Genomic DNA, 20854 nt, shown 5'->3' with positions numbered 1-20854 from the left:
GGATCAGAGCTTTTCGGTCAGCTCCGGCACGATCTTGAACAGATCGCCGACCAGGCCGATGTCCGCGACCTGGAAGATCGGTGCGTCCTCGTCCTTGTTGATCGCGATGATCGTCTTCGAATCCTTCATCCCCGCAAGATGCTGGATCGCGCCGGAAATGCCGATCGCGATATAGACTTCGGGGGCGACGATCTTGCCGGTCTGGCCGACCTGATAGTCGTTGGGGACATAGCCCGCATCGACCGCAGCGCGCGATGCGCCGACGCCGGCGCCGAGCTTGTCGGCAAGCGGTTCGATGATCGAGTGGAAATTCTCCGAGTTCTGCAGCGCGCGGCCACCCGACACGATGATCTTCGCGCTGGTCAGCTCTGGACGCTCCGACTTGGCGATCTCCGACCCGACATAGGTCGACAGGCCCTTCTCACCGGTCGATGCGACCTTCTCGATCGTGCCTGATCCACCCGAAGTGGCGGCCTTTTCGAACGCGGTACCGCGCACCGAAATGACTTTCTTCGCGTCCTTCGACTGGACGGTGGCGATCGCGTTGCCGGCATAGATCGGGCGGGTGAAGGTATCCTCGCTCTCGACCGACAGGATGTCGCTGATCTGCATCACGTCGAGCAACGCGGCGACGCGCGGCGCGATATTCTTGCCGTTCGACGTGGCGGGCACGAGGAACGCATCATGATCCGCCATCAGCGACACGACGAGCGGCGCGACATTCTCGGCCAGCGCATGCGCATAGGCCGCGTCGTCGGCGACATGGACCTTGCCCACGCCGGCGATCTTGGCGGCTTCGGCGGCGACGCCGTCCACGCCTTGCCCTGCGACGAGCAGATGCACTTCGCCAAGCTTGGATGCGGCGGTGACCACGGCGAGCGTGGCGTCCTTGACGACCTTGCCGTCATGTTCGACCCAGACGAGCGTCTTCATTTCGCGACTCCCATCGCCTTGAGTTTAGCGACCAATTCATCGACATCGGCGACCTTGACGCCGGCGGTGCGCTTGGCGGGCTCGACCACTTTCAGCGTGGTCAGGCGCGGGGACACGTCGACGCCGTAATCGGCCGGGGTCTTCTGCGCGAGCGGCTTGGACTTGGCCTTCATGATGTTGGGCAGCGACGCATAACGCGGCTCGTTGAGGCGCAGGTCGGTGGTGATGATCGCGGGGAGCGAGAGCTTCTCGGTCTCCGAACCGCCATCGACTTCGCGCGTCACCGTGACGCTGTCCGATGCCAGCTCGACCTTCGATGCGAAAGTCGCCTGGCCGACGCCAAGCAGGCCGGCGAGCATCTGGCCGGTCTGGTTGTTGTCGTCGTCGATCGCTTGCTTGCCGAGGATCACCAGCTCAGGCTTTTCCTCCTCCACTATCTTGGCGAGCAGCTTCGCGACGCCCAGCGGCTCGACCTTCTCGTCCGACACGATCAGGATCGCACGGTCGGCTCCCATGGCGAGCGCGGTGCGCAGTGTTTCCTGCGCCTTTTGCTCGCCGATCGAGACGACGACGATCTCGGTGACACCCTTGTCTTTCAGACGGATGGCTTCTTCGACCGCGATCTCGTCGAACGGGTTCATGCTCATCTTGACGTTCGCCAGATCGACGCCCGTCCCGTCCGCTTTCACGCGGGGTTTCACATTGTAATCAAGCACCCGCTTGACCGGCACCAGCACCTTCATTGCATCTTCTCCGTGTGACCTAATGCGTTCCTGGGGAGAAACGGCTCAGGCAGCAGCTTTGACTTCCGCGACGATCTTGCGCGCCGCGTCGCCGAGATCATTGGCGGGAACGATCGCCAGGCCCGAGGTCGAGAGGATGCGCTTGCCCTCTTCGACATTGGTGCCTTCGAGGCGAACCACCAGCGGCACCGAAAGGTTCACTTCCTTCGCCGCCGCGACGATGCCGTCGGCGATGATGTCGCACTTCATGATGCCGCCGAAGATGTTGACCAGGATGCCCTTCACCGCCGGATCGGCGAGGATGATCTTGAACGCCGCCGTCACCTTCTCCTTCGAAGCGCCGCCGCCGACGTCGAGGAAATTGGCCGGGAACATGCCGTTGAGCTTGATGATGTCCATCGTCGCCATGGCGAGGCCGGCACCGTTGACCATGCAGCCGATGTCACCGTCGAGCTTGATGTAAGCGAGGTCGTACTTCGACGCCTCGAGCTCGGCCGGATCCTCTTCGCTCTCGTCGCGCAGCGCCATCAAATCGGGGTGGCGGAACATGGCGTTGCCGTCGAAGCCGACCTTGGCGTCGAGTACCAGCAGCTGCCCGTCATCGGTGACGGCAAGCGGATTGATTTCGATCTGTTCGGCATCGGTGCCGAGGAACGCGTCGTACAGCTTCGACGCGGTCGATGCGGCTTGCTTGGCGAGGTCGCCCTCCAGGCCGAGTGCATTCGCGACGGCGCGGCCATGATGCGGCATGAAGCCGGTCGCGGGATCGATATCGAGAGTCTGGATCTTTTCCGGCGTGTCGTGCGCGACGGTTTCGATGTCCATGCCGCCTTCGGTCGACACGACCATCGAGATGCGGCCCGAGGCGCGATTGACCAGCAGCGCGAGGTAGAATTCCTTGGCGATGTCGACGCCGTCGGTCACGTACAGGCGGTTGACCTGCTTGCCATGCTCGCCGGTCTGGATCGTCACCAGCGTGTTGCCGAGCATGTCGGTTGCTGCCGCGCGAACTTCGTCGGCAGTCCTGGCCAGCCGGACGCCGCCCTTGGCATCGGGGCCGAGTTCCTTGAACTTGCCCTTGCCGCGGCCGCCGGCATGGATTTGTGCCTTTACGACATAGAGCGGCCCGGGCAGCTTGGCGGCGGCAGCGACCGCCTCGTCCACGGTGAGGGCGGCAAAGCCGGCGGGAACGGGGACGCCGAACTTGGCGAGCAGTTCCTTGGCCTGATATTCGTGGATGTTCATGGGGCGGGCGCCTCTTCAGAAAATCGATGTCGCAGGGCCTTAAGCACAGCGCGTCAGGCGAATCCACCCCTTCGCTTGCTCGCTGCTTGCGCACCGCGCCAGACCATCTGATCCCCCGGGGCGCGGCTAGTCAGCCAGCCCGACGGCACAAAGCCCCGCCGAACTGGTGGTCACGCGGACGATCTCCGGATCGTTGAGCGACCGTATGCTGCGGAGGAACTGCTCGATATCGCGCGATTGCTTCGCTTTGCCCAATGCCGACAGGCGACGCAGCTGCAGCAGCGAAAGGCGATCGACCATCCGGCGCGCCATACATCCGGCGATCGGCTTGGGAATCCCGGCTTTGATCAGGCCGTCGCGGGTAAGCGTTTCCGGCGTCGAACAGGCCGAAAGGAGCAACGCTGGCAGCACCAGCGTGGAGAGCGGCAATAAACGGCGCATTCGGCGGCCTCGCAATCATTCAGCCCCGCCGCTATATCGCCCCCCATGCATTGGACAACCGGCCTGCCATTATTTTTCGCGACGATTCTCGCGATGGAACTGGTCGCCTATGTCGCGCACCGCTGGGTGATGCACGGGTTCGGCTGGTTCCTGCACGAAAGCCATCACCGCCCGCGTACCGGCAATTGGGAACTGAACGATCTTTACGCGGTGATCTTCGCGATCCCGTCATTCGTGCTGCTGCTCGGCGGCGTGCAGCTCGGCTGGTGGCCCGGCTTCACCTGGATCGGGGCGGGCATCGCCGGGTACGGCGCAATCTATTTCGGCTTTCACGATGTGATCGTCCATCGCCGCATCGCGACCCGCTATCTGCCCAGATCATCCTATATGAAGCGCATCATCCAGGCGCACCGGCTGCATCACGTCGTCGAGACCAAGGCAGGTACGGTCAGCTTCGGCTTTCTCTGGGCGCCCCGGCCGGAGGTGTTGAAGGCTGAACTCAAGCGCCGCCAGCATGCCGGGGTCCGCGCGCCCGTCGGGCGGCCGGACGCCCTGCCCGTCGATTGACCGAAGGCGCGCTGTTCTTCGCACTCGCCGTGCCGGCGGTGATCCTGCTTGGCCTGTCCAAGGGCGGGTTTGCCGGCATGGGCGCGCTGTCGCTGCCGATCATGGCGCTGGCGATCTCGCCGGTACGCGCGGCGGCGATCCTGTTGCCGATCCTGATCGTGCAGGATGTGGTGAGCCTGTGGGCGTTCCGCAAAAGCTGGGATGGTTATGTGCTGGCCTGGACTCTGCCGGGCGCGGCGATCGGCATCGGGCTTGGCTATCTGTTCGCGGCGCAGGTGTCGGCCGATGCGGTGCTCGGGCTGGTCGGTGCGATCTCGCTGCTGTTCGGCGGCTATCGCCTGTGGGTCGAACGCGGCGGCGTGCTCCGCGCCTCGTCGCGCTCGCCGGGCTGGATCGGGGCGCTGTGCGGCGTCGCCTCGGGCTTCACCAGCCAGATCGCTCATGCCGGCCAGCCGCCATTCCAGGTCTGGGTGCTGCCGCGCCGGCTCGACCGCGATGTGCTGATCGGCACGACGGCGATCTTCTTCGCCGCGGTCAACTGGGCGAAAGTGCCGGCTTACTGGGCGCTTGGCCAGTTCAGCCATGACAATCTCGTGGCGGCGGCGTTGCTGCTGCCGATGGCGATCGCCTCGACGCTGGCCGGCGTGTGGCTGGTGCGCCGGGTCGCGCCCGACCGCTTCTACAGCGCGATCTACGTGCTGATGATGCTGGTCGGGGTGAAGCTTATCTGGGATGCGCTGACCTGATTTCGCTCAATCGAACAGCGACGACACCGAGCTCTCATCCGCGATCCGCTTGATCGCTTCACCGAGCAGCGGCGCGATGGTCAGATGGCGGATACGCTTCGCGTCCTTGATCACCTCATGGCTGCCGATCGAATCGGTGATCACCAGTTCCTCCAGCGCCGATCCCTCGACTCGCGCCACCGCGCCGCCCGACAGCACGCCGTGCGTGACATAGGCGACGACACCCTCGGCGCCGGCTTCCTTCAGCGCGGCGGCGGCGTTGCACAGGGTGCCGGCCGAATCGACGATATCGTCGATCAGGATGCAGAAACGCCCTTCGACATCACCGATGATGTTCATCACTTCGGATTCACCGGCGCGTTCGCGGCGCTTGTCGACGATCGCCAGCGGTGCGTTGTTGAGTCGCTTGGCCAGCGCGCGGGCGCGCACCACGCCGCCAACGTCGGGCGAGACGACCATCAGGTTGCGGTCGCCGAAGCGAGTCAGGATATCGGCCGACATGACTGGCGCGCCATAGAGATTGTCGGTTGGGATATCGAAGAAGCCCTGGATCTGCCCGGCATGGAGATCGACCGAGAGCACGCGGTCGGCGCCCGCCACGGTGATCAGATTAGCGACCAGCTTGGCCGAGATCGGGGTGCGCGGGCCGGGTTTGCGGTCCTGCCGGGCATAGCCGAAATAGGGCACGACGGCCGTGATGCGCTTGGCCGAGGCGCGTTTCAGCGCGTCGATGCAGATCAGCAGCTCCATCAGATTGTCGTTCGCCGGATAGCCGGTCGATTGCAGCACGAACACGTCCTCGCCGCGGACATTTTCATGGATTTCGACGAACACTTCCTCATCGGCAAAGCGTCGCACGCTCGCCTGGGTCAGTGCGATCTCGAGATAGGCTGCGACATCGCGCGCCAGCGGCAGGTTGGAATTGCCGGTCAGTAACTTCATTTTGGGCCGCCCTTTTTGCTCGCCGATTGAGCGTCTCTTAGAGGCGGGCTAGAGAAATCGAAAGGCAGGAGTGCGACGATGCCCGGTGAGACCAGCTTTCGGCCCGATGTCGACGATTATATCGGGGCGGCGCGCGTCTGGTACATGCATGCCTTGCGCAAGCGCCGTTTCTCCGTCCGCCTGTCGATCATCACCGCGCTGGTGGCGTTCGGCGGCGTGCTGATCACCTGGGATGAACCGGATCTCGGTTACCGGCTGCTGTTCGTCCTGGGCATGATGGCCGGTTTCCTCGCCCTCATGACGGTGCTCATGCTGATAAGCTATGCGCTGCTGCCACGCCGCGCGACGCGGCTGTTTCGCCAGCAGCGCACGCTGGAGAACGACTTTACCGTCCGCTGGGATGGCACTGGCACCGATACCAGGTCCGATGTTGGGACAAGCAAGATTGCCTGGGTCGATTATCACGCCTGGGCCGAGGGGCCGGCGGCCTTCATCCTCTTTCTCAATGACCAGCTTTATCATTTCATTCCGAAACGGGTGCTCTCCCCCGAACAGTTGATCGACCTTCGGTCCTCGATACAGGCGGCGCGGGCGGGCCGGTAAGCAGGACCGATCGCCGGTTGCGGCTCATGACTATCGACCTTAAGCGACGCATATGACCGTCATCACCCGTTTCGCGCCCAGCCCGACCGGCATTCTGCACGTCGGCAATATCCGCACCGCGCTGCATAACTGGCTATGGGCGAAGAAGACCGGCGGGCAATTCTGGCTGCGTATCGACGATACCGATGCCGAGCGCAGCGAGGAGGCGTTCGTCACGGCGATCCGCGCCGATCTCGACTGGCTCGGACTGGCGCGCAATGGCGAGGAGCGGCAGTCGGCGCGCTTTGCCCTGTACGAGGCGCGTTTCGAGACATTGCGCGCCGCCGGGCATATCTATCCCGCCTATGAAACCGCGCAGGAACTCGACCTGAAGCGCAAGATCGCCGCCGGTCGTGGCCTGCCGCCGATCTACGACCGCGCCGCGCTGGCGCTGAGCGACGACGATCGTGCTGCGCTGGAGGCGGACGGGGTGCGCCCGCACTGGCGCTTCAAGCTCGATCATTCGGCGGCGATTGAATGGGATGACCTGATCCGCGGCCATCAGCGTTTCGACCCGGCGACAATGAGCGATCCGGTGATCCGCCGCGCCGACGGATCCTGGCTCTATATGCTTCCGTCCGCGATCGACGATGTCGATATGAGCGTCACTCATGTCGTACGCGGTGAGGATCATGTGTCGAACACCGCATTGCAGTTGCAGATGTTCACAGCGATGGGTGCGACGGCGCCGTCCTTCGCGCATGAGGCCTTGCTGGTTGGCAGCGAGGGCAAATTGTCGAAGCGGCTCGGCTCGCTCGGCGTTGCGGCGTTTCGCGACCAGGGCATCGAGCCGCAGGCGATCCGCGCGCTGCTCGCGCGGCTCGGCACCAGCGACCCGGTCGAGCCGATCGCCGAGGCCGAGCCGCTGGTCGCCAGTTTCGACTTCGCCCGTTTCGGCCGCGCGCCGGCGCGCTTCGATGACGCCGAACTGGCGGCGGTCAACACCCGCATCATCCATGGTCTGGATTTCGACCAGGTCGCCGGCCGGCTGCCGGGCGGCATGGGCCGTGCGGAATGGGAAGCGGTGCGGCCCAACCTGACGGTCATCGCCGAGGCGGCGGATTGGTGGGGCGTGATCGAGGGGCCGGTCGAGTCGGTGGTCGATGATGCCGATCAAGAGTTCCTGGCCGAGGCGGCCCGAGTTGCGGAAGATCTCGACTGGAGCGCCGACCCCTGGCACGCGTTGACCGCTGCGCTCAAGGCATCGAGCGGCCGGGGCGGCAAGGCGCTGTTCCTGCCGCTGCGCCGCGCGCTGACCGGGCGCGATCACGGTCCCGATATGGCTGCGTTGCTGCCATTGATCGGACGCCAGCGTGCGGTGGAACGGCTGACGGCATAGGCAGCATGGCGTGTCGCCCCGGCGGAGCGATTTTCTTGATGCTTATCATGTAATGGTATATCCTAACTCTACTTCGTCACGGCGAGCGAGCTTGGGGAGGCTATCAATGTACATGAATCGCAACGGCGGGTCCGGAATCAGGCTTGGCTCGCTTGGGCTGGCCATCAGCTCCTATGGCATGATCGTGGCCGCTCTGATCTCCTCGATACCCGGCGTGTTCGCCTTTGAGTGGGCTGAGTCGGCAACGATATTGCAGACGCGGAATATCCCACTCGTCGCGTATGTGCCGGCAGTGCCGTTGTGCAAGGCGGTTGGACCGAAGACCGGGGCCACGTTTGCAGGGACCGGGATACGCTCGCGGTCGTCGGTCGGCATCACCCGATCGGGCGTGGCGCATAAATCCGGGCGGGCACGGACAAAAAGGTTTGACTGGCCCACGCCGCGATCACCCGCTCTCCCATCGACTGTCGTGCAGAATGACCGGCCTCTTACCTGGTCCAAATGCTGAGACAGAGTTCTGTCATGCGATGGGGCGTGCCATTGTTGCGCTGTAACGTTATATCATTGACAGCCATTGAAGTAACGTTGTATCATTCCATCAACAACCCGGCGTCAGACCGGAAGGTCCACTCAAGGAGATGATGGAGACGGCCAATGTACGCGGATCGCTATGGCAAGACCGGGATCAAGCCCGGTTCGCTGACTGTCGCAATCGGATTGAACGGCGCGATTCTCGCTGCGCTGATTTTCTCGACGCCGGAAATCACAACGACGATCGACACGGTTCTCAGGACTAGGAATATTCCGATTGTTGTGCCGCCGCCTGTCGATCTGGTCAAACCCAAGATCAAACCCAAGACCGAAACCAAGGTGGTCGAGCAAGCACCGATTGAGCGGCTGGTGACTCCCGACCAGGTGGTTCCCACCACGGGTCTCAATTACGTCAATGGTACGACGGAGACCACCCCGCCCTTTGTACCGGGCACCGGCGGCCTGGGGACGATTATCGAGCCGATCCACATACCGACATTGACCGGCGCGGTCCGCGATCCCAAATATATCAATGTGTTCCAGCCGACCTATCCGGCGGGCGAACGGCGCGCGGGCAATGAAGGCCGCGTTACGGTGCGGGTCCTGATCGGTGCCGACGGCCGCGTGAAGCAGGTCATAAAGGTCAGCGCGGCGAGCGACGCCTTTTTCGAGGTGACCGAGCGCCAGGCACTGAGCAAGTGGCGCTTCAAGCCGGCCACGCGCGATGGGGTTCCGCAGGAATCGTGGCAGACTCTCAGCGTCAGCTTTGTGCTCAACGAGGATGGTTGAGCATGATCAGGTCGGGGCGATGCTGATTAACTTTCCTGGGGCATCATCCTGACCATGGGCGCGTGGGGCTGGCATCACCGTCCCCACGCGCCTATCTTCACGCCCATGAGCGTCCTTCGTCATTTCAACATGTTCCGCGCCGTCGACGACTTGCGCGGATTCCTGAGGCAGCGCCGGCCGCATGAGCTGGGTTTTCTGCTGCTGTCGGTTGCGCTGTTCGGTTCGATCCTCGTCGCCTTCACGATCGATAGCCATGAAGAGCGGGTCTATCGACCCAACATCATCTATGTCGAGCAATGGCCGGCATCGCGCACCGATGCCGAAATCCGCGCGCAGCAGAAGATCGACGGACCGATCGAGGCCAAGCGCCGTGCCGATGAAGAAGCGCAGCGCAAACAGACTCAGGAAGAGTTCAAACGGCTCGACAGCAAGCTCAAAAAGCTCGGCATCTGAGTATAGCGTCGCGAGCCGATGCGCGCTGGATGGCGGCCGCGCTCGCGCTCGCCGAGCGGGGGCGTGGTCGGACCGCGCCCAATCCCAATGTCGGCTGCCTCATCGTCAAGGACAGACGCGTCATCGGGCGCGGCTGGACCCAGCCGGGTGGCCGGCCCCATGCCGAAGCCATGGCACTGGCGGCAGCGGGAGACGCGGCGCGCGGCGCGTCCTGCTATGTGACGCTCGAACCCTGTGCTCATGCCTCGCCGCGCGGCCCCGCCTGTGCCGACTTGCTGACCGCGGCGGGCGTTGCGCGCGTGGTGATCGGCCTGCGCGATCCCGATTCGCGCACCGACGGGCTGGGCGCCGAGCAGCTACGCGGTGCCGGGGTCGAAGTCGCGATGGGTGTTGCCGAGGTCGCCGCCCGGCGTTCGATGGCCGGCTTCATCACCCGGCGGGCGCTGGGCCGTCCGTCCGTCACCTTGAAACTGGCGATGTCGCTCGACGGCGCGGTGGCGATGGCCAATGGGTCGAGCAAATGGATCACCGGCCCCGAGGCGCGCGCCCATGCGCATCTCGAGCGCGCCCGGCATGAAGCGATCCTGGTCGGGCGCGGGACGTGGCAGGCCGATGCGCCCGTACTCGATGTGCGCCTGGCTGGATTTGAGGAGCGTAGCCCGCGCCGTATCCTGCTGTCTCGATCGGCGAGACCTGACGGGTGGGAGACTGTGGCAACGCCTAGCGACATTGCGACTCTGGTCGATATCGACTATCTGCTGGTCGAAGGCGGCGTCCAAACTGCGGCCGCATTCCTGTCCGCCGACTTGGTCGATCGCCTGCTGCTTTACCGTGCACCGATTCTCGTCGGCGACGGCCTGACCTTGCCCGACATCGGCCTGGCCGATCTTGCTGCGGCGCATGGCCAGTGGCGCTTGCACGACAGCCGCATGCTTGGCAGCGACCAGCTCCAGGTCTACGAGCGCCACGGTCGCCAGCGCGATAGGGAGCTCGTCTGAATGTTCACCGGCATCATCACCGACATCGGCGCGATCGAGCGACTGGAAACACAGACCGACACCGGGGGCGACACACAGGTGCGCATCTCGACCGGCTATGACACCGCGACGGTCGATCTGGGCGCGTCGATCGCCTGTTCCGGCGTTTGCCTGACCGTCGTGGATAAATCTGGTCCCGGGGCCCCCGGCTGGTTCGCAGTCGACGTGTCGGGCGAAACGATCAGCCGCACCGCGCGCGATCAGTGGCGCGAAGGCCGGCGCCTCAACCTAGAACGCGCATTGAAGCTCGGTGACGAACTGGGCGGGCATATCGTCACCGGCCATGTCGACGGCATCGGCACGGTCGAAGCGATCGTGCCCGATGGCGGCTCGCACCGCGTGACGGTGATCGCACCGGCAGAGATCGCCCCCTATATCGCGGCCAAAGGATCGATCACGCTCGATGGGGTCTCGCTGACCGTCAACGCCGTGGCCGATCGGGCCGATGGCACCGCCGCGTTCGATCTCAATCTTATCCCGCATACCTGGGCGGTGACTGCGCTCGGTGACCTCGCCGTCGGCCACGCCGTCAATCTCGAGATCGATGTGCTGGCGCGTTATCTGGCGCGGATGCAGGAGCGGCTCGGCGCAGCTTGATATTGGTTCTTGATATCGCAATGTGATGACCATATTAAAGATCACATCCTGATGTGATTTAGGCGATGGGCCATGAGTACGCAATTGATCGAGAAACTCCGCAGCCTGGTCACCGATGGCGGCATGTCGCGCTCCGGCCTGGCCCGTGCCGCAGGCCTCCACGCCAACACGCTGCGGGATCTCGACCAGCTCGACTGGAATCCGACCGCCGACACGCTGCGCAAGCTCGAAACCTTCATTTTTTCCAATGACGATACGCCGGCTTTGGTCTCGATCGAGGAGATCATCGACGAGGCGCGCAATGGCCGCATGTTCATCCTGGTCGATGACGAGGACCGCGAGAATGAGGGCGATTTGATCATCCCGGCGCAAATGGCGACGCCCGATGCGATCAACTTCATGGCGACGCATGGCCGCGGCCTGATCTGCCTGTCGATGACCAAGACGCGAGTCGATGCGCTCGGCCTCGAACTGATGAGCCGCGCCAACGGGACGCGGCATGAAACCGCCTTTACCACCTCGATCGAGGCGCGCGACGGCGTGACCACCGGCATCTCCGCCGCCGACCGCGCGCGGACCATTTCGGTCGCGATCGACGCGGCCAAGGGCAAGGAGGATATCGTCACCCCGGGCCATGTCTTCCCGCTGGTCGCGCGCGACGGCGGGGTACTGGTCCGCGCCGGCCATACCGAGGCAGCGGTCGATGTCGCGCGGCTCGCCGGATTGAACCCGTCGGGCGTGATCTGCGAGATCATGAAGGATGACGGCACCATGGCGCGGATGGACGACCTGGTCGCCTTCGCCCGGCTACACAATCTGAAGATGGGTACGATCCGCGATCTGATCGCCTATCGCCGCAAGCATGACCATCTGGTCGAAAAGCGCGCGGAAATGGTGTTCGAGAGCCGCTGGGGCGGCGACTGGCGCGCGATGACTTTCTTCAACAAGGCCAGCGGCGATGAGACGATCGCACTGGTCAAGGGCCATATAGACCCCGATGCGCCGACGCTGGTGCGGATGCATACCGCGTCCTGGTTCGTGGATATGTTCGGGGAAACGTCGGAGCGGTCCGGCCTGTTGTCGCGCTCGATGGAAATGATCGCGGAAGCCGGGTCGGGCGTGATCGTGGTGATCAACCGCCCGATGAAGGACAGCGTGTCGCGCTTCATCAAGCTGCGCGGCGAAGGCAAGGGCGCCGGCGCGCCCGAGATCGAGGAACTGCGCGATTACGGCGTCGGCGCGCAGATTCTCGCTGAACTGGGCGTGCAGGACATGGTGCTTCTGACCAATACGCATCATACGCTGGTTGGGCTCGACGGCTATGGCCTGTCGATCGTCGGCGAGCGTGCAATTCCTGGGACCGGAGGCGAATAATGGCCAAGTTTCTGATCGTCGAGGCGCGCTTCTACGACCATCTCAACGACTTGCTGATCGAGGGTGCCCGTGCCGCGATCGAGGCGGCCGGACACAACCATGAGACCATCACCGTCCCTGGCGCGCTGGAGATTCCCGGCGCGGTCGCGCTGGCCGCCGACAGCGGCGCCTATGACGGCTTCGTTGCGCTTGGCGTGGTGATTCGCGGCGAGACCTATCATTTCGAAATCGTCGCGGGCGAAAGCGCGCGCGGGCTGATGGCATTGTCGATGGACGGCGTGGCGATCGGCAACGGCATCCTGACGGTCGAGAATGAGGCGCAGGCGCTGACCCGTGCGCGTCGCACCGAGAAGGACAAGGGCGGCGAGGCGGCCAAGGCGGCGATCGCCATGTTCGAACTGAAAGGCCGGTTCGGCTGATGAGCCTGCCGGTCCTGTTCACCGAACGCCTGATTCTGCGGCCGCTCGCTGCGGAGGATTTCGAGGACTGGGCGCGCTTTCATGCCGACGAGACCGTGATGCGCTTTCTCGGCGGTGTGGTACCGCGCAGCGTCGCCTGGCGCGGGTTGTGTGCGATGGCGGGCGCCTGGTCGATTCGCGGCTTTTCGATGTTCTCACAGGTCGAGCGCGACAGTGGGCGCTGGGTCGGCCGCGCCGGGCCGTGGCGACCGGAAGGCTGGCCCGGAACCGAGGTAGGCTGGGGTGTGCTCCCCGAATTCGCCGGCAAGGGTTTCGCGTTCGAGGCGGCGACAGCGGCGATCGATTACGCGATCGATGTGCTCCACTGGGAGGATGTGATGCATTCGATCGATCCCGGCAACGCACCCTCGATCGCGCTCGCGCGCCGGCTCGGCGCGGCCAATCGCGGCCCGACCAGGCTGCCGCCGCCGTTCGAATCCGACCCGGTCGACAATTGGGGCCAAAGCGCTTCAGCCTGGCGTGCGCGCCGTTCGGCCGGCAGGAACTGAGATGAGCGGGGTGCCGGCATCCCGCTACCGCGTGATCGAGAAGGATCGCCGGCTTTTCGTCATCGACACCTGGGCCGAGAGCGGCAGACCGGTACAAACTGCGCCGTCGCCGCTGCCCAAATCGCCCGGGGGAGCACCCGCCGGGTCGCTGAAACTGTCCTTGCCTAAACAGACCCGCTTCGACGGCAGCGCCGAGATCACCACCCACCCCTTCTACGACGATCGCGCGCCGCGCACCATCAAGCTCGATGCGGCCCGCATGCAGATGCTGGCGCGCCTGAAGCTCGGTGTCTACGCCGCATCGTTCGCTTTCGCGCTGGTGGTGATCTCCAACCCCTGGTTTCTCGTCGCGCCGCTCGTCCTGCTCAATCCGGGGCTGCGCAAGGGCGTGCGCAGCATACTCACGGCATGGCTCGACCGCGCCGAACGCGAGTCCGCCGAACACTGACTTTCAATTGTCCCGACTCTTACTTATACTGATGTAAGTAAGGAGATCCGGCATGGCTTACGCGCATAGCTTCGAGGCGAATCCCCACTGGCTGCCGCGTCCGGCACCGCGCGCCCTACGGGGTATCCCTGGCGAGGACGGCCTGCCCTTTATCGGCAGTACGCTCAGGATGCTGAAGGATCCGATCGCTTTTGCCCGTCGCATGGAAGCGGCCTATGGCCGGGTCTACCGCGTGAATGTCTTTGGCGGGCCCAGCCTCGCGCTGCTCGGTCCTGAAGCGAATGAGCTGGTGCTGTTCGACCGCGATAAGATATTCTCGTCGGAACAGGGCTGGGGCCCGCTGCTCAACCTGCTGTTCCCGCGCGGACTGATGCTGATGGACTTCGAGAAGCACCGCGCCGACCGCAAGACATTGTCGGTTGCGTTCAAGCCGGAACCGATGCGTCATTATGCCGAGAGCATGAATGATGGCATCGCTCGCCAAGTCGCCGGCTGGTCGGGCAAGCCGATCAAATTCTACGACGCGATCAAGGCGCTGACGCTCGATCTCGCGGCGGAGAGTTTTCTCGGCATGCCGCTCGGTGAAGAAGCCGAGCAGATCAATCGCGCTTTTGTGGATGAAGTGCAGGCGACGGTCGATCCGATCCGTCTCCCTCTGCCGGGTACGAAAATGCGTAAAGGCGTCAAAGCGCGCGCCTTTCTGATGGATATTTTCGCGCGCGAAATCCCGAAGCGGCGCGCGCTCGATGCGGCCGGGGAAGGCGGGCAGGATTTCTTTTCGCAATTCTGCCGCGCGGTCGACGAGGACGGGCAGCCATTGAGCGATGCCGCGATCATCGATCATATGAATTTCCTGATGATGGCGGCGCACGACACCATTACTTCGTCGGCGACCAGCTTGGTCATGCTGCTTGGCCGCAATGTCGAGTGGCAGGACCGGTTACGGGAGGAAGTGCTCTCGCTCGGCCTCAACGATGCCGGCGTGCCGCATACCCAGCTCGACCGGCTGGTGCTGACCGAATATGCCTTCAAGGAAGCGTTGCGGCTGATCCCGCCGGTGCCGTCGCTGCCCCGGCGCGCGCTGAGGGATTTCAGTTTCGGCGGCTACGACATCCCCGCCGGGACGTTTATCGGCATCAACATCCGCCACACGCATCAGATGCCGGATTTGTGGCCCGATCCGGACCGGTTCGATCCACTGCGCTTCACGCCCGAGGCGAGCAAGGGGCGGCACAAATATGCCTGGGTGCCGTTCGGCGGCGGCGCGCATATGTGCCTTGGGCTGCATTTCGCGACGATGCAGATCAAGCTGCTGATGGTGCAATTGCTCAGCCGCTATCAGATCGAGCTTGACCCGGGGGCAGGGCGTTCCTGGCAAAGCGTGCCCATCCCCCGGCCAAAGGATGGGCTGCCGCTCCGCTTCGTCCCGCTGAGCTGAGCTAGGTCTTCCGGTTATTCCGCCGTAACGCTCTCCAGTGCCGGATAGTCGGTATAGCCTTCGGCCTCCTGGCTGTACCAGGTTTTCCAGTTCGACTGGTTGAGCGGCGCGCCCATGCGCAGCCGTTCGGGCAGGTCGGGATTGGCGAGGAAGGTACGGCCGAACGCGATCGCATCCGCGGTGCCCGCATCGAGCACGGCTTGGGCCTGTTCGACGCTCGTATAGTCCGAATTGACGACCAGCGGCCCGCTGAACACTTCGCGAATCGCCGGCGACAATTTGGGCACGTCGGTACGGCCGAAAGTGCCGTCTGACCCGGGTTCGCGCAATTCGAGGAAGGCGATGCCGATCTCGTCGAGCGCCTTTGCCGCCGTCGTGAACAGCGCAGTCGGATTGCTGTCATCGACGCCTTGCGATTCGCCATTGGGCGACAGGCGGATCGAGGTGCGCTCGACCCCGGCGACCGAGGCGACGCGCTCGACCACCTGACGCATCAGGCGCACGCGATTATCGATGCTGCCGCCATAGATATCGTCGCGGAAATTGGCATTGTCGCGCAGGAACTGGTCAATCAGATAGCCGTTCGCGCCGTGGATCTGCACCCCGTCGAACCCGGCGGCCAGCGCGTTGCGTGTCGCCAGCTCATAATCATTCAGCAGGCGTGGAATCTCGTCGATGTCGAGCGGCCGCGCCGTCTCGTGATCCTGTTTGCCTTGATAGGTATGCACCTGGCCCGGGGTGGCGGTCGCCGATGACGATACGGCTTGCCCGCCGATCACCGACGAATGAACCTGACGGCCCATATGCCAGAGCTGGACGACGATATGGCCGCCTGCGGCATGGACCGCGCCGGTGACCGGCTTCCACGCCTCGACCTGCTCGTCGGTCCACAGCCCCGGCGCGAATGGCCAGCCCAACCCCTCTCGGCTGATCCCGGTACCCTCGGTGATGATCAGCCCCGCGTTCGCACGCTGTGCATAATAATTGACCATCAGGCCGGTCGGCACGCCCTGCGGGGTCGCGCGGCTCCGGGTCATCGGCGCCATCAGGATTCGGTTGGGTGCTTGGATCGCGCCAAGCTGGATCGGATCAAACAGGCTGGGCATTCGGTTTCCTTTTGCTACCTGACGCCGACCAGATAGGACGCTAAGGCGCAGCATGCACCTCCCCGGACTCAAGAAAAACTAGCATGGCTGAAACCACCGACACGCCCCGCGCGCTGCATCGCCTGGCCTTTGCCGCGCTGATCGCGTCCAACATGCTGCTCGCGTTCGGGCCATGGTTCGTGCGTCTTGCCGATACCGGGCCGGTCGCCGCCGGTTTCTGGCGCGTGACGCTCGCCGCGCCGTTGCTGCTCGGCGCAGCATTTGCCGGCGGCTGGCGGGGCAAGGGCCTGAACTGGGGACTATGGCTGATGATCGCCATTGCCGGGATCAGCTTCGCGGCCGATCTGGCCAGCTGGCATCTCGGTATCCTGCGCACCACGCTGGCCAATGCGACATTGTTCGGCAACGCCGCGACACTGATCTTTCCGATCTACGGCTTTCTCATCATGCGTGCCTGGCCGACTCGCGTGCAGGGCCTAGCGCTGATCCTCGCCGCGATCGGCGCGGCGCTGCTGATGGGCCAGTCCTACAGCCTCAACCCGCGCAACCTGGCCGGCGACCTGCTCTGCCTGCTCGCCGGCATTCTCTACACGCTCTATTTCATCTGTATGGCGCGCGCGCGCGACACCATGTCGCCGCTGCCCGCGCTGGCGCTGTCGACGATCGCCGGGATGCTGCCGCTGCTGGTGTTCGCCTGGGCGCTGGGCGAGCGGATCCTGCCTGACAACTGGACTCCGTTGATCGGCCTTGCACTGGCCAGCCAGGTGTTCGGCCAGGGACTGATGATCTATGCGCTTGGCCAGCTCTCACCGCTGATCGTCGGTCTCGGCTTGCTGACGCAGCCGATCGTCGGGGCGACGGTCGGCTGGCTGGTCTATAACGAACGGCTCGGTACCGCTGACTGGATTGGTGCAGTGCTGGTCGCGGTGGCGCTGGTGCTGGTACGGCGGACGCCCCGCCCGGCACCGCTTGCGCCCGGCGGCACTGAGCCTAGATTGGAGCCCGAGGAACTGGCTCCGGAGGAGACGCCGCGATGACCGATGCGCTGCCGCAGGATCCGACCCTGGACGAAGTGCGCGAGGCGCTCGCCCCGCTGATCGCCACCAATGCCGCGTTCGACGGCTGGGGCGACGCCGCGCGCGATGCCGCCGCGGATATGGCGAAGGTCGATCGCGACATCGCCCTGCTTGCTTTTTCCGATGGCCCGGTCGACATGATCGACGCCTGGTTTGCGAGCGTGGACCGCGCCATGCTCGCGGCGCTGCCGCCCGAAACGCTCGCGACGATGAAAGTGCGGGCGAAGATCACTGCATTGGTCGAGGCACGGCTCGCCGTCACCGCGCCCAACCGCGAGGCACTGCGCCGCGCGCTGGCGATCCTCAGCCTGCCGCAGAATATCGTGCGCGGCGCAAGGCTCGGCTGGCGTGCCGCCGATCTGATGTGGCGCGCCGCCGGCGACACCGCGACCGATTATAATCATTATACCAAACGTACGATGCTCGCCGGCGTCTATGCCGCGACGCTGACGGTGTTCCTTGACGATGAGAGCGCGGGGCACGCCGATACCAGCGCATTTCTGTCGCGCCGCATCGACGGCATCATGCGCTTCGAAAAGGCCAAGGCCGGTTTCCTCGCGCGCACCGCGCACCGGCCCAGCCTGTCGCGCTTTATCGGCCGGCTGCGCTACCCAGTGGTGTAATTCCGCTGGCGCGAATGGGGAGTTATTGATAATCAGTCGCATCATGGACGCCATGACCACCATCGCCATCAGCCTCGAGTCGTTGCCGCGCGGCCAGCGCGCGGTGGTGGCGGGTATCGACTGGCAGGGGCTGAGCATTCCCGAGGCGCGGCGTCTGCGCGAACTCGGCTTCGATGAAGGCGTCGGGGTCGAGGTGCTGCATCGCTCGCCGCTCGGCCGGGGGCCGATGGCCTGCCGCATCGGCCGCATGACTGTCGCGCTGCGTCGCACGGTTGCCGGAACGATCCGCGTGTCGCCACTGCACCGCTAGGATCGATGGACACATATCCTAGATGACGACGATTCCACTGGTGGCGCTGGTCGGCAATCCCAATGCCGGCAAGAGCGCATTGTTCAACGCGCTGACCGGCGCGCGGCAAAAGGTCGGCAATTATCCCGGGGTCACGGTCGAACGCCATTCGGGCAAGCTTGCGCTGGCCGATGGCCGCCCGATCGACCTGGTCGATCTGCCCGGCGCCTATAGCCTGGATCCGTCGAGCCCCGATGAGCGCGTGACGCGCGACGTGGTGACCGGGACACAGGCCGGCGAGCGGCTGCCCGATGCGATCGTCATCGTCGTCGATGCCGCCAATCTCGACAATCATCTGCGCTTCACGCTGCAATTGATTGCGCTCGGGCTGCCGGTGGTGGTTGCGCTCAACATGATCGACCTAGCCGAGCGCGACGGGCTGACGCTTGATGCGGCAAAGCTGTCGGCCGAACTCGGCGTGCCGGTGATCCCCACCGTGGCGGTGCGCCGGCGCGGCCTGGATGAGCTCAAGGCTGCGTTGACCGGTGCGATCGGATCGGGCGCCGCGGTGCGCCTGCGCTCGAGCGAAGGCCATGTCGGCGAGGACATCGTCACGCTGCAACGCCGCGCGCGCAGCATCGCCGCCGCCTCGACTGTGTCCGAAACCGCGGTGCGGCGCTGGACGCACATGCTCGATGCAATCGCGCTGCATCCGGTGGCAGGCCCGATCCTGTTGCTGACCATTCTGTTTGTCATGTTCCAGGCGGTGTTCGCCTGGTCGGAAACGCCGATCGGCTGGATCGAATCGCTGTTCGCCTGGATCGAAAGCGGCGTCCGTGCCGCAACAGTGCCGGACTTTATCCGGTTGGTGCTGGGTGACGGCGTCATCGACGCGGTTCGCTCCTTCCTGAGCGACGGCGTGATTGCCGGGGTCGGCGCGGTGATCGTGTTCCTGCCGCAGATCCTGATCCTGTTCACTTTCATCCTGGTGCTCGAGGCGACCGGTTATATGGTCCGCGCGGCGTTCATGATGGACCGGTTGATGGCCAGTGTCGGCCTGTCGGGGCGCGCTTTCATTCCCTTGCTCTCATCCTTCGCCTGCGCCGTGCCGGGTATCATGGCGACGCGCACCATCGATGATGAAAAAGACCGGCTGACCACCATCCTGATCGCGCCGCTAATGACCTGCTCGGCGCGGCTGCCGGTCTATACCCTGGTGATCGGCGCGCTGATCCCCAATACCCGAATCCTGCCGTTCGTCGGGCTGCAGGGGCTGGTCATGCTTGGCCTGTATGTGCTCGGGGTCGTCGGCGCGTTCTTCGCCGCGCTCGCGCTGCGCCGCACGGTGACCAAGGGGCCGTCATCGGGCTTCATGATGGAAATGCCCAAATATCAATGGCCCCGCCTCGGCGATGTCGCGCTCGGGCTGTGGAGCCGGGCGCTGATCTTTTTGAAGCGCGCTGGCACGACGATCGCGGCGACCGTGGCCCTGCTCTGGGTGCTGGCAAGCTACCCGGTCGCGCCGGCGGGACAGCGGCAAAGCGAATATTCGATTGCCGGTCGCATTGCGTCGGGGATCGAGGTGGTGGTCAGGCCGATCGGCTTCAACCATGATATCGCGCTCTCGCTGCTGCCTGCCATGGCCGCGCGCGAGGCGGCGGTCGGTGCGATGGCGACGGTCTATGCGATCGATAATCCCGAGGACGAGGCCGGCCAGGGCAAGCTGTCGGAAAATCTGCGTGGCCGCTGGAGTTTGCCCACCGCGCTCGCTTTCCTGATGTGGTTCGTATTCGCGCCGCAATGCATTTCGACCATCGCCGTCACCCGGCGCGAGACCAATGGATGGAAATGGCCTGCCTTCATGGTTGGCTATTTGTTCGCGCTCGCCTACATCGCTGCTGGGGCGACTTATTGGGCCGCCATTGGACTCGGATTGTAGGAAGTACGTTATGGCGGGCAGCGTCAATAAAGTGATTTTGGTCGGCAATCTCGGTCGCGACCCCGAAAGCAAGAGCTTCCAGAATGGCGGCAAGGTCGTCAATCTGCGCATCGCCACGTCCGACACCTGGAAGGACAAGAATACCGGCGAGCGCAAGGAAGCAACCGAATGGCATTCGGTGGCGATCTTCAACGAAGGGCTGGCGAATGTCGCCGAGCGCTATCTGCGCAAGGGCAGCAAGGTCTATATCGAAGGCGCGCTGAAGACCCGCAAATGGCAGGACGCGCAGGGCCAGGACAAATATTCGACCGAAATCGTGCTGCAGGGCTTCAACAGCGTCCTGACCATGCTCGACGGCGCGCCGGGTGCCGCTGGCGGATCGGGCGGCGGCGGATCGCGTGACGATTTCGGCGGCGGCAATGATTTCGCCGGTGGTTCGAGCGGCGGCTATGGCGGTGGCAGCCGCAGCGGCGGGTCGTCGGGCGGCGCGAGCCGGGGCAGCTTCTCAGACGATCTAGACGACGACGTGCCGTTCTGATGACGAGGCGCCTCGAAAGGGCCGTTTTGAACCCGAAACGGCCCGCGGGCG

At 64.4% G+C, this 20854-nt stretch carries 24 protein-coding genes; 18 read left to right on the top strand and 6 right to left on the bottom strand.

What is annotated here, in order from left to right:
• Window positions 1-3 precede the first annotated feature (3 nt).
• From ACRECS_RS01820 to ACRECS_RS01805, 4 genes are all read right to left on the bottom strand, one after another.
• Window positions 4-933: an electron transfer flavoprotein subunit alpha/FixB family protein gene (locus ACRECS_RS01820; protein WP_431581242.1), complete on the bottom strand. Its 930-nt coding sequence runs from the start codon at window positions 931-933 to the stop codon at window positions 4-6.
• Window positions 930-1676, bottom strand: a complete 747-nt coding sequence (locus ACRECS_RS01815; RefSeq protein WP_431581241.1) for an electron transfer flavoprotein subunit beta/FixA family protein — start codon at window positions 1674-1676, stop codon at window positions 930-932. The genes ACRECS_RS01820 and ACRECS_RS01815 overlap by 4 nt, the downstream gene beginning before the upstream one ends.
• Window positions 1677-1721: 45 nt before the next feature.
• Window positions 1722-2921 (bottom strand): ADP-forming succinate--CoA ligase subunit beta, encoded by a 1200-nt coding sequence (gene sucC, locus ACRECS_RS01810; RefSeq protein WP_431581240.1) that lies wholly within the window; start codon window positions 2919-2921, stop codon window positions 1722-1724.
• Window positions 2922-3047: 126 nt separating this feature from the next.
• Window positions 3048-3362, bottom strand: coding sequence for a hypothetical protein (locus ACRECS_RS01805; protein ID WP_431581239.1), 315 nt, complete (start codon window positions 3360-3362; stop codon window positions 3048-3050).
• A gap of 45 nt (window positions 3363-3407) precedes the next feature.
• Here ACRECS_RS01805 and ACRECS_RS01800 point away from each other — a divergent pair, with 45 nt between their 5' ends.
• Both ACRECS_RS01800 and ACRECS_RS01795 read left to right on the top strand, forming a co-directional pair.
• Complete coding sequence (locus ACRECS_RS01800) at window positions 3408-3929, top strand: sterol desaturase family protein (RefSeq protein ID WP_431581238.1); 522 nt, start codon at window positions 3408-3410, stop codon at window positions 3927-3929.
• A complete protein-coding gene (locus ACRECS_RS01795; RefSeq protein WP_431581237.1) occupies window positions 3926-4675 on the top strand; it encodes a sulfite exporter TauE/SafE family protein in 750 nt (249 codons plus the stop codon). Before ACRECS_RS01800 ends, ACRECS_RS01795 begins: the two co-directional genes overlap by 4 nt.
• Window positions 4676-4681: 6 nt before the next feature.
• Here ACRECS_RS01795 and ACRECS_RS01790 read toward each other — a convergent pair whose 3' ends face one another.
• A complete protein-coding gene (locus ACRECS_RS01790; RefSeq protein WP_431581236.1) occupies window positions 4682-5617 on the bottom strand; it encodes a ribose-phosphate pyrophosphokinase in 936 nt (311 codons plus the stop codon).
• A 78-nt stretch (window positions 5618-5695) separates the two neighbouring features.
• Between ACRECS_RS01790 and ACRECS_RS01785 the strand changes: the two genes are divergently transcribed.
• The 11 genes from ACRECS_RS01785 (at window position 5696) to ACRECS_RS01735 (ending at window position 15232) form a co-directional block, all read left to right on the top strand.
• Window positions 5696-6220, top strand: a complete 525-nt coding sequence (locus ACRECS_RS01785; protein WP_431581235.1) for a YcxB family protein — start codon at window positions 5696-5698, stop codon at window positions 6218-6220.
• A 52-nt stretch (window positions 6221-6272) separates the two neighbouring features.
• The gene (locus ACRECS_RS01780; RefSeq protein ID WP_431581234.1) at window positions 6273-7598 is read left to right on the top strand and encodes a glutamate--tRNA ligase; all 1326 of its coding nucleotides are present in this window, start codon (window positions 6273-6275) and stop codon (window positions 7596-7598) included.
• Between the two features lie 654 nt (window positions 7599-8252).
• On the top strand, window positions 8253-8918 hold the full coding sequence (locus ACRECS_RS01775) for a TonB family protein (RefSeq protein ID WP_431581233.1): 666 nt from the start codon (window positions 8253-8255) through the stop codon (window positions 8916-8918).
• Between the two features lie 105 nt (window positions 8919-9023).
• A complete protein-coding gene (locus tag ACRECS_RS01770; protein ID WP_431581232.1) occupies window positions 9024-9371 on the top strand; it encodes a hypothetical protein in 348 nt (115 codons plus the stop codon).
• A 2-nt stretch (window positions 9372-9373) separates the two neighbouring features.
• Window positions 9374-10369 carry a bifunctional diaminohydroxyphosphoribosylaminopyrimidine deaminase/5-amino-6-(5-phosphoribosylamino)uracil reductase RibD gene (gene ribD, locus ACRECS_RS01765; RefSeq protein ID WP_431581406.1) on the top strand — a complete coding sequence of 332 codons (996 nt, stop codon included), beginning with the start codon at window positions 9374-9376 and terminating at the stop codon, window positions 10367-10369.
• The gene (locus ACRECS_RS01760; RefSeq protein ID WP_431581231.1) at window positions 10370-11005 is read left to right on the top strand and encodes a riboflavin synthase; all 636 of its coding nucleotides are present in this window, start codon (window positions 10370-10372) and stop codon (window positions 11003-11005) included. It abuts the gene before it with no gap.
• A 72-nt stretch (window positions 11006-11077) separates the two neighbouring features.
• Window positions 11078-12379 carry a 3,4-dihydroxy-2-butanone-4-phosphate synthase gene (gene ribB, locus ACRECS_RS01755; RefSeq protein ID WP_431581230.1) on the top strand — a complete coding sequence of 434 codons (1302 nt, stop codon included), beginning with the start codon at window positions 11078-11080 and terminating at the stop codon, window positions 12377-12379.
• The gene (gene ribH / locus ACRECS_RS01750; RefSeq protein ID WP_431581229.1) at window positions 12379-12798 is read left to right on the top strand and encodes a 6,7-dimethyl-8-ribityllumazine synthase; all 420 of its coding nucleotides are present in this window, start codon (window positions 12379-12381) and stop codon (window positions 12796-12798) included. Before ribB ends, ribH begins: the two co-directional genes overlap by 1 nt.
• Window positions 12798-13346 carry a GNAT family N-acetyltransferase gene (locus ACRECS_RS01745; protein ID WP_431581228.1) on the top strand — a complete coding sequence of 183 codons (549 nt, stop codon included), beginning with the start codon at window positions 12798-12800 and terminating at the stop codon, window positions 13344-13346. The genes ribH and ACRECS_RS01745 overlap by 1 nt, the downstream gene beginning before the upstream one ends.
• A gap of 1 nt (window position 13347) precedes the next feature.
• Window positions 13348-13794, top strand: a complete 447-nt coding sequence (locus ACRECS_RS01740; RefSeq protein WP_431581227.1) for a hypothetical protein — start codon at window positions 13348-13350, stop codon at window positions 13792-13794.
• A 52-nt stretch (window positions 13795-13846) separates the two neighbouring features.
• Window positions 13847-15232 (top strand): cytochrome P450, encoded by a 1386-nt coding sequence (locus ACRECS_RS01735; protein WP_431581226.1) that lies wholly within the window; start codon window positions 13847-13849, stop codon window positions 15230-15232.
• A gap of 14 nt (window positions 15233-15246) precedes the next feature.
• Here the strand turns inward: ACRECS_RS01735 and ACRECS_RS01730 are convergent, their stop codons facing one another.
• A complete protein-coding gene (locus ACRECS_RS01730) occupies window positions 15247-16338 on the bottom strand; it encodes an alkene reductase (protein WP_431581225.1) in 1092 nt (363 codons plus the stop codon).
• 83 nt (window positions 16339-16421) lie between these two features.
• Between ACRECS_RS01730 and ACRECS_RS01725 the strand changes: the two genes are divergently transcribed.
• Genes ACRECS_RS01725 through ssb form a run of 5 tightly spaced genes read left to right on the top strand, consistent with a single transcriptional unit; the run spans window position 16422 to window position 20803 of the window.
• Window positions 16422-17375 (top strand): DMT family transporter, encoded by a 954-nt coding sequence (locus tag ACRECS_RS01725; protein WP_431581224.1) that lies wholly within the window; start codon window positions 16422-16424, stop codon window positions 17373-17375.
• Window positions 17372-18037, top strand: coding sequence for a COQ9 family protein (locus ACRECS_RS01720; protein WP_431581223.1), 666 nt, complete (start codon window positions 17372-17374; stop codon window positions 18035-18037). Before ACRECS_RS01725 ends, ACRECS_RS01720 begins: the two co-directional genes overlap by 4 nt.
• 43 nt (window positions 18038-18080) lie before the next feature.
• On the top strand, window positions 18081-18347 hold the full coding sequence (locus ACRECS_RS01715; protein ID WP_431581222.1) for a FeoA family protein: 267 nt from the start codon (window positions 18081-18083) through the stop codon (window positions 18345-18347).
• Window positions 18348-18369: 22 nt separating this feature from the next.
• Window positions 18370-20265 (top strand): ferrous iron transporter B, encoded by a 1896-nt coding sequence (gene feoB / locus ACRECS_RS01710; RefSeq protein ID WP_431581221.1) that lies wholly within the window; start codon window positions 18370-18372, stop codon window positions 20263-20265.
• A 10-nt stretch (window positions 20266-20275) separates the two neighbouring features.
• A complete protein-coding gene (gene ssb, locus ACRECS_RS01705; protein WP_431581220.1) occupies window positions 20276-20803 on the top strand; it encodes a single-stranded DNA-binding protein in 528 nt (175 codons plus the stop codon).
• Window positions 20804-20854 lie beyond the last annotated feature (51 nt).

Source organism: Sphingomonas sp., from assembly GCF_050725575.1.
Taxonomy (GTDB): domain Bacteria; phylum Pseudomonadota; class Alphaproteobacteria; order Sphingomonadales; family Sphingomonadaceae; genus Sphingomonas.
Note: the sequence above shows the minus strand (reverse complement) of the source record. Positions and strands in the feature narration are given on the sequence as shown.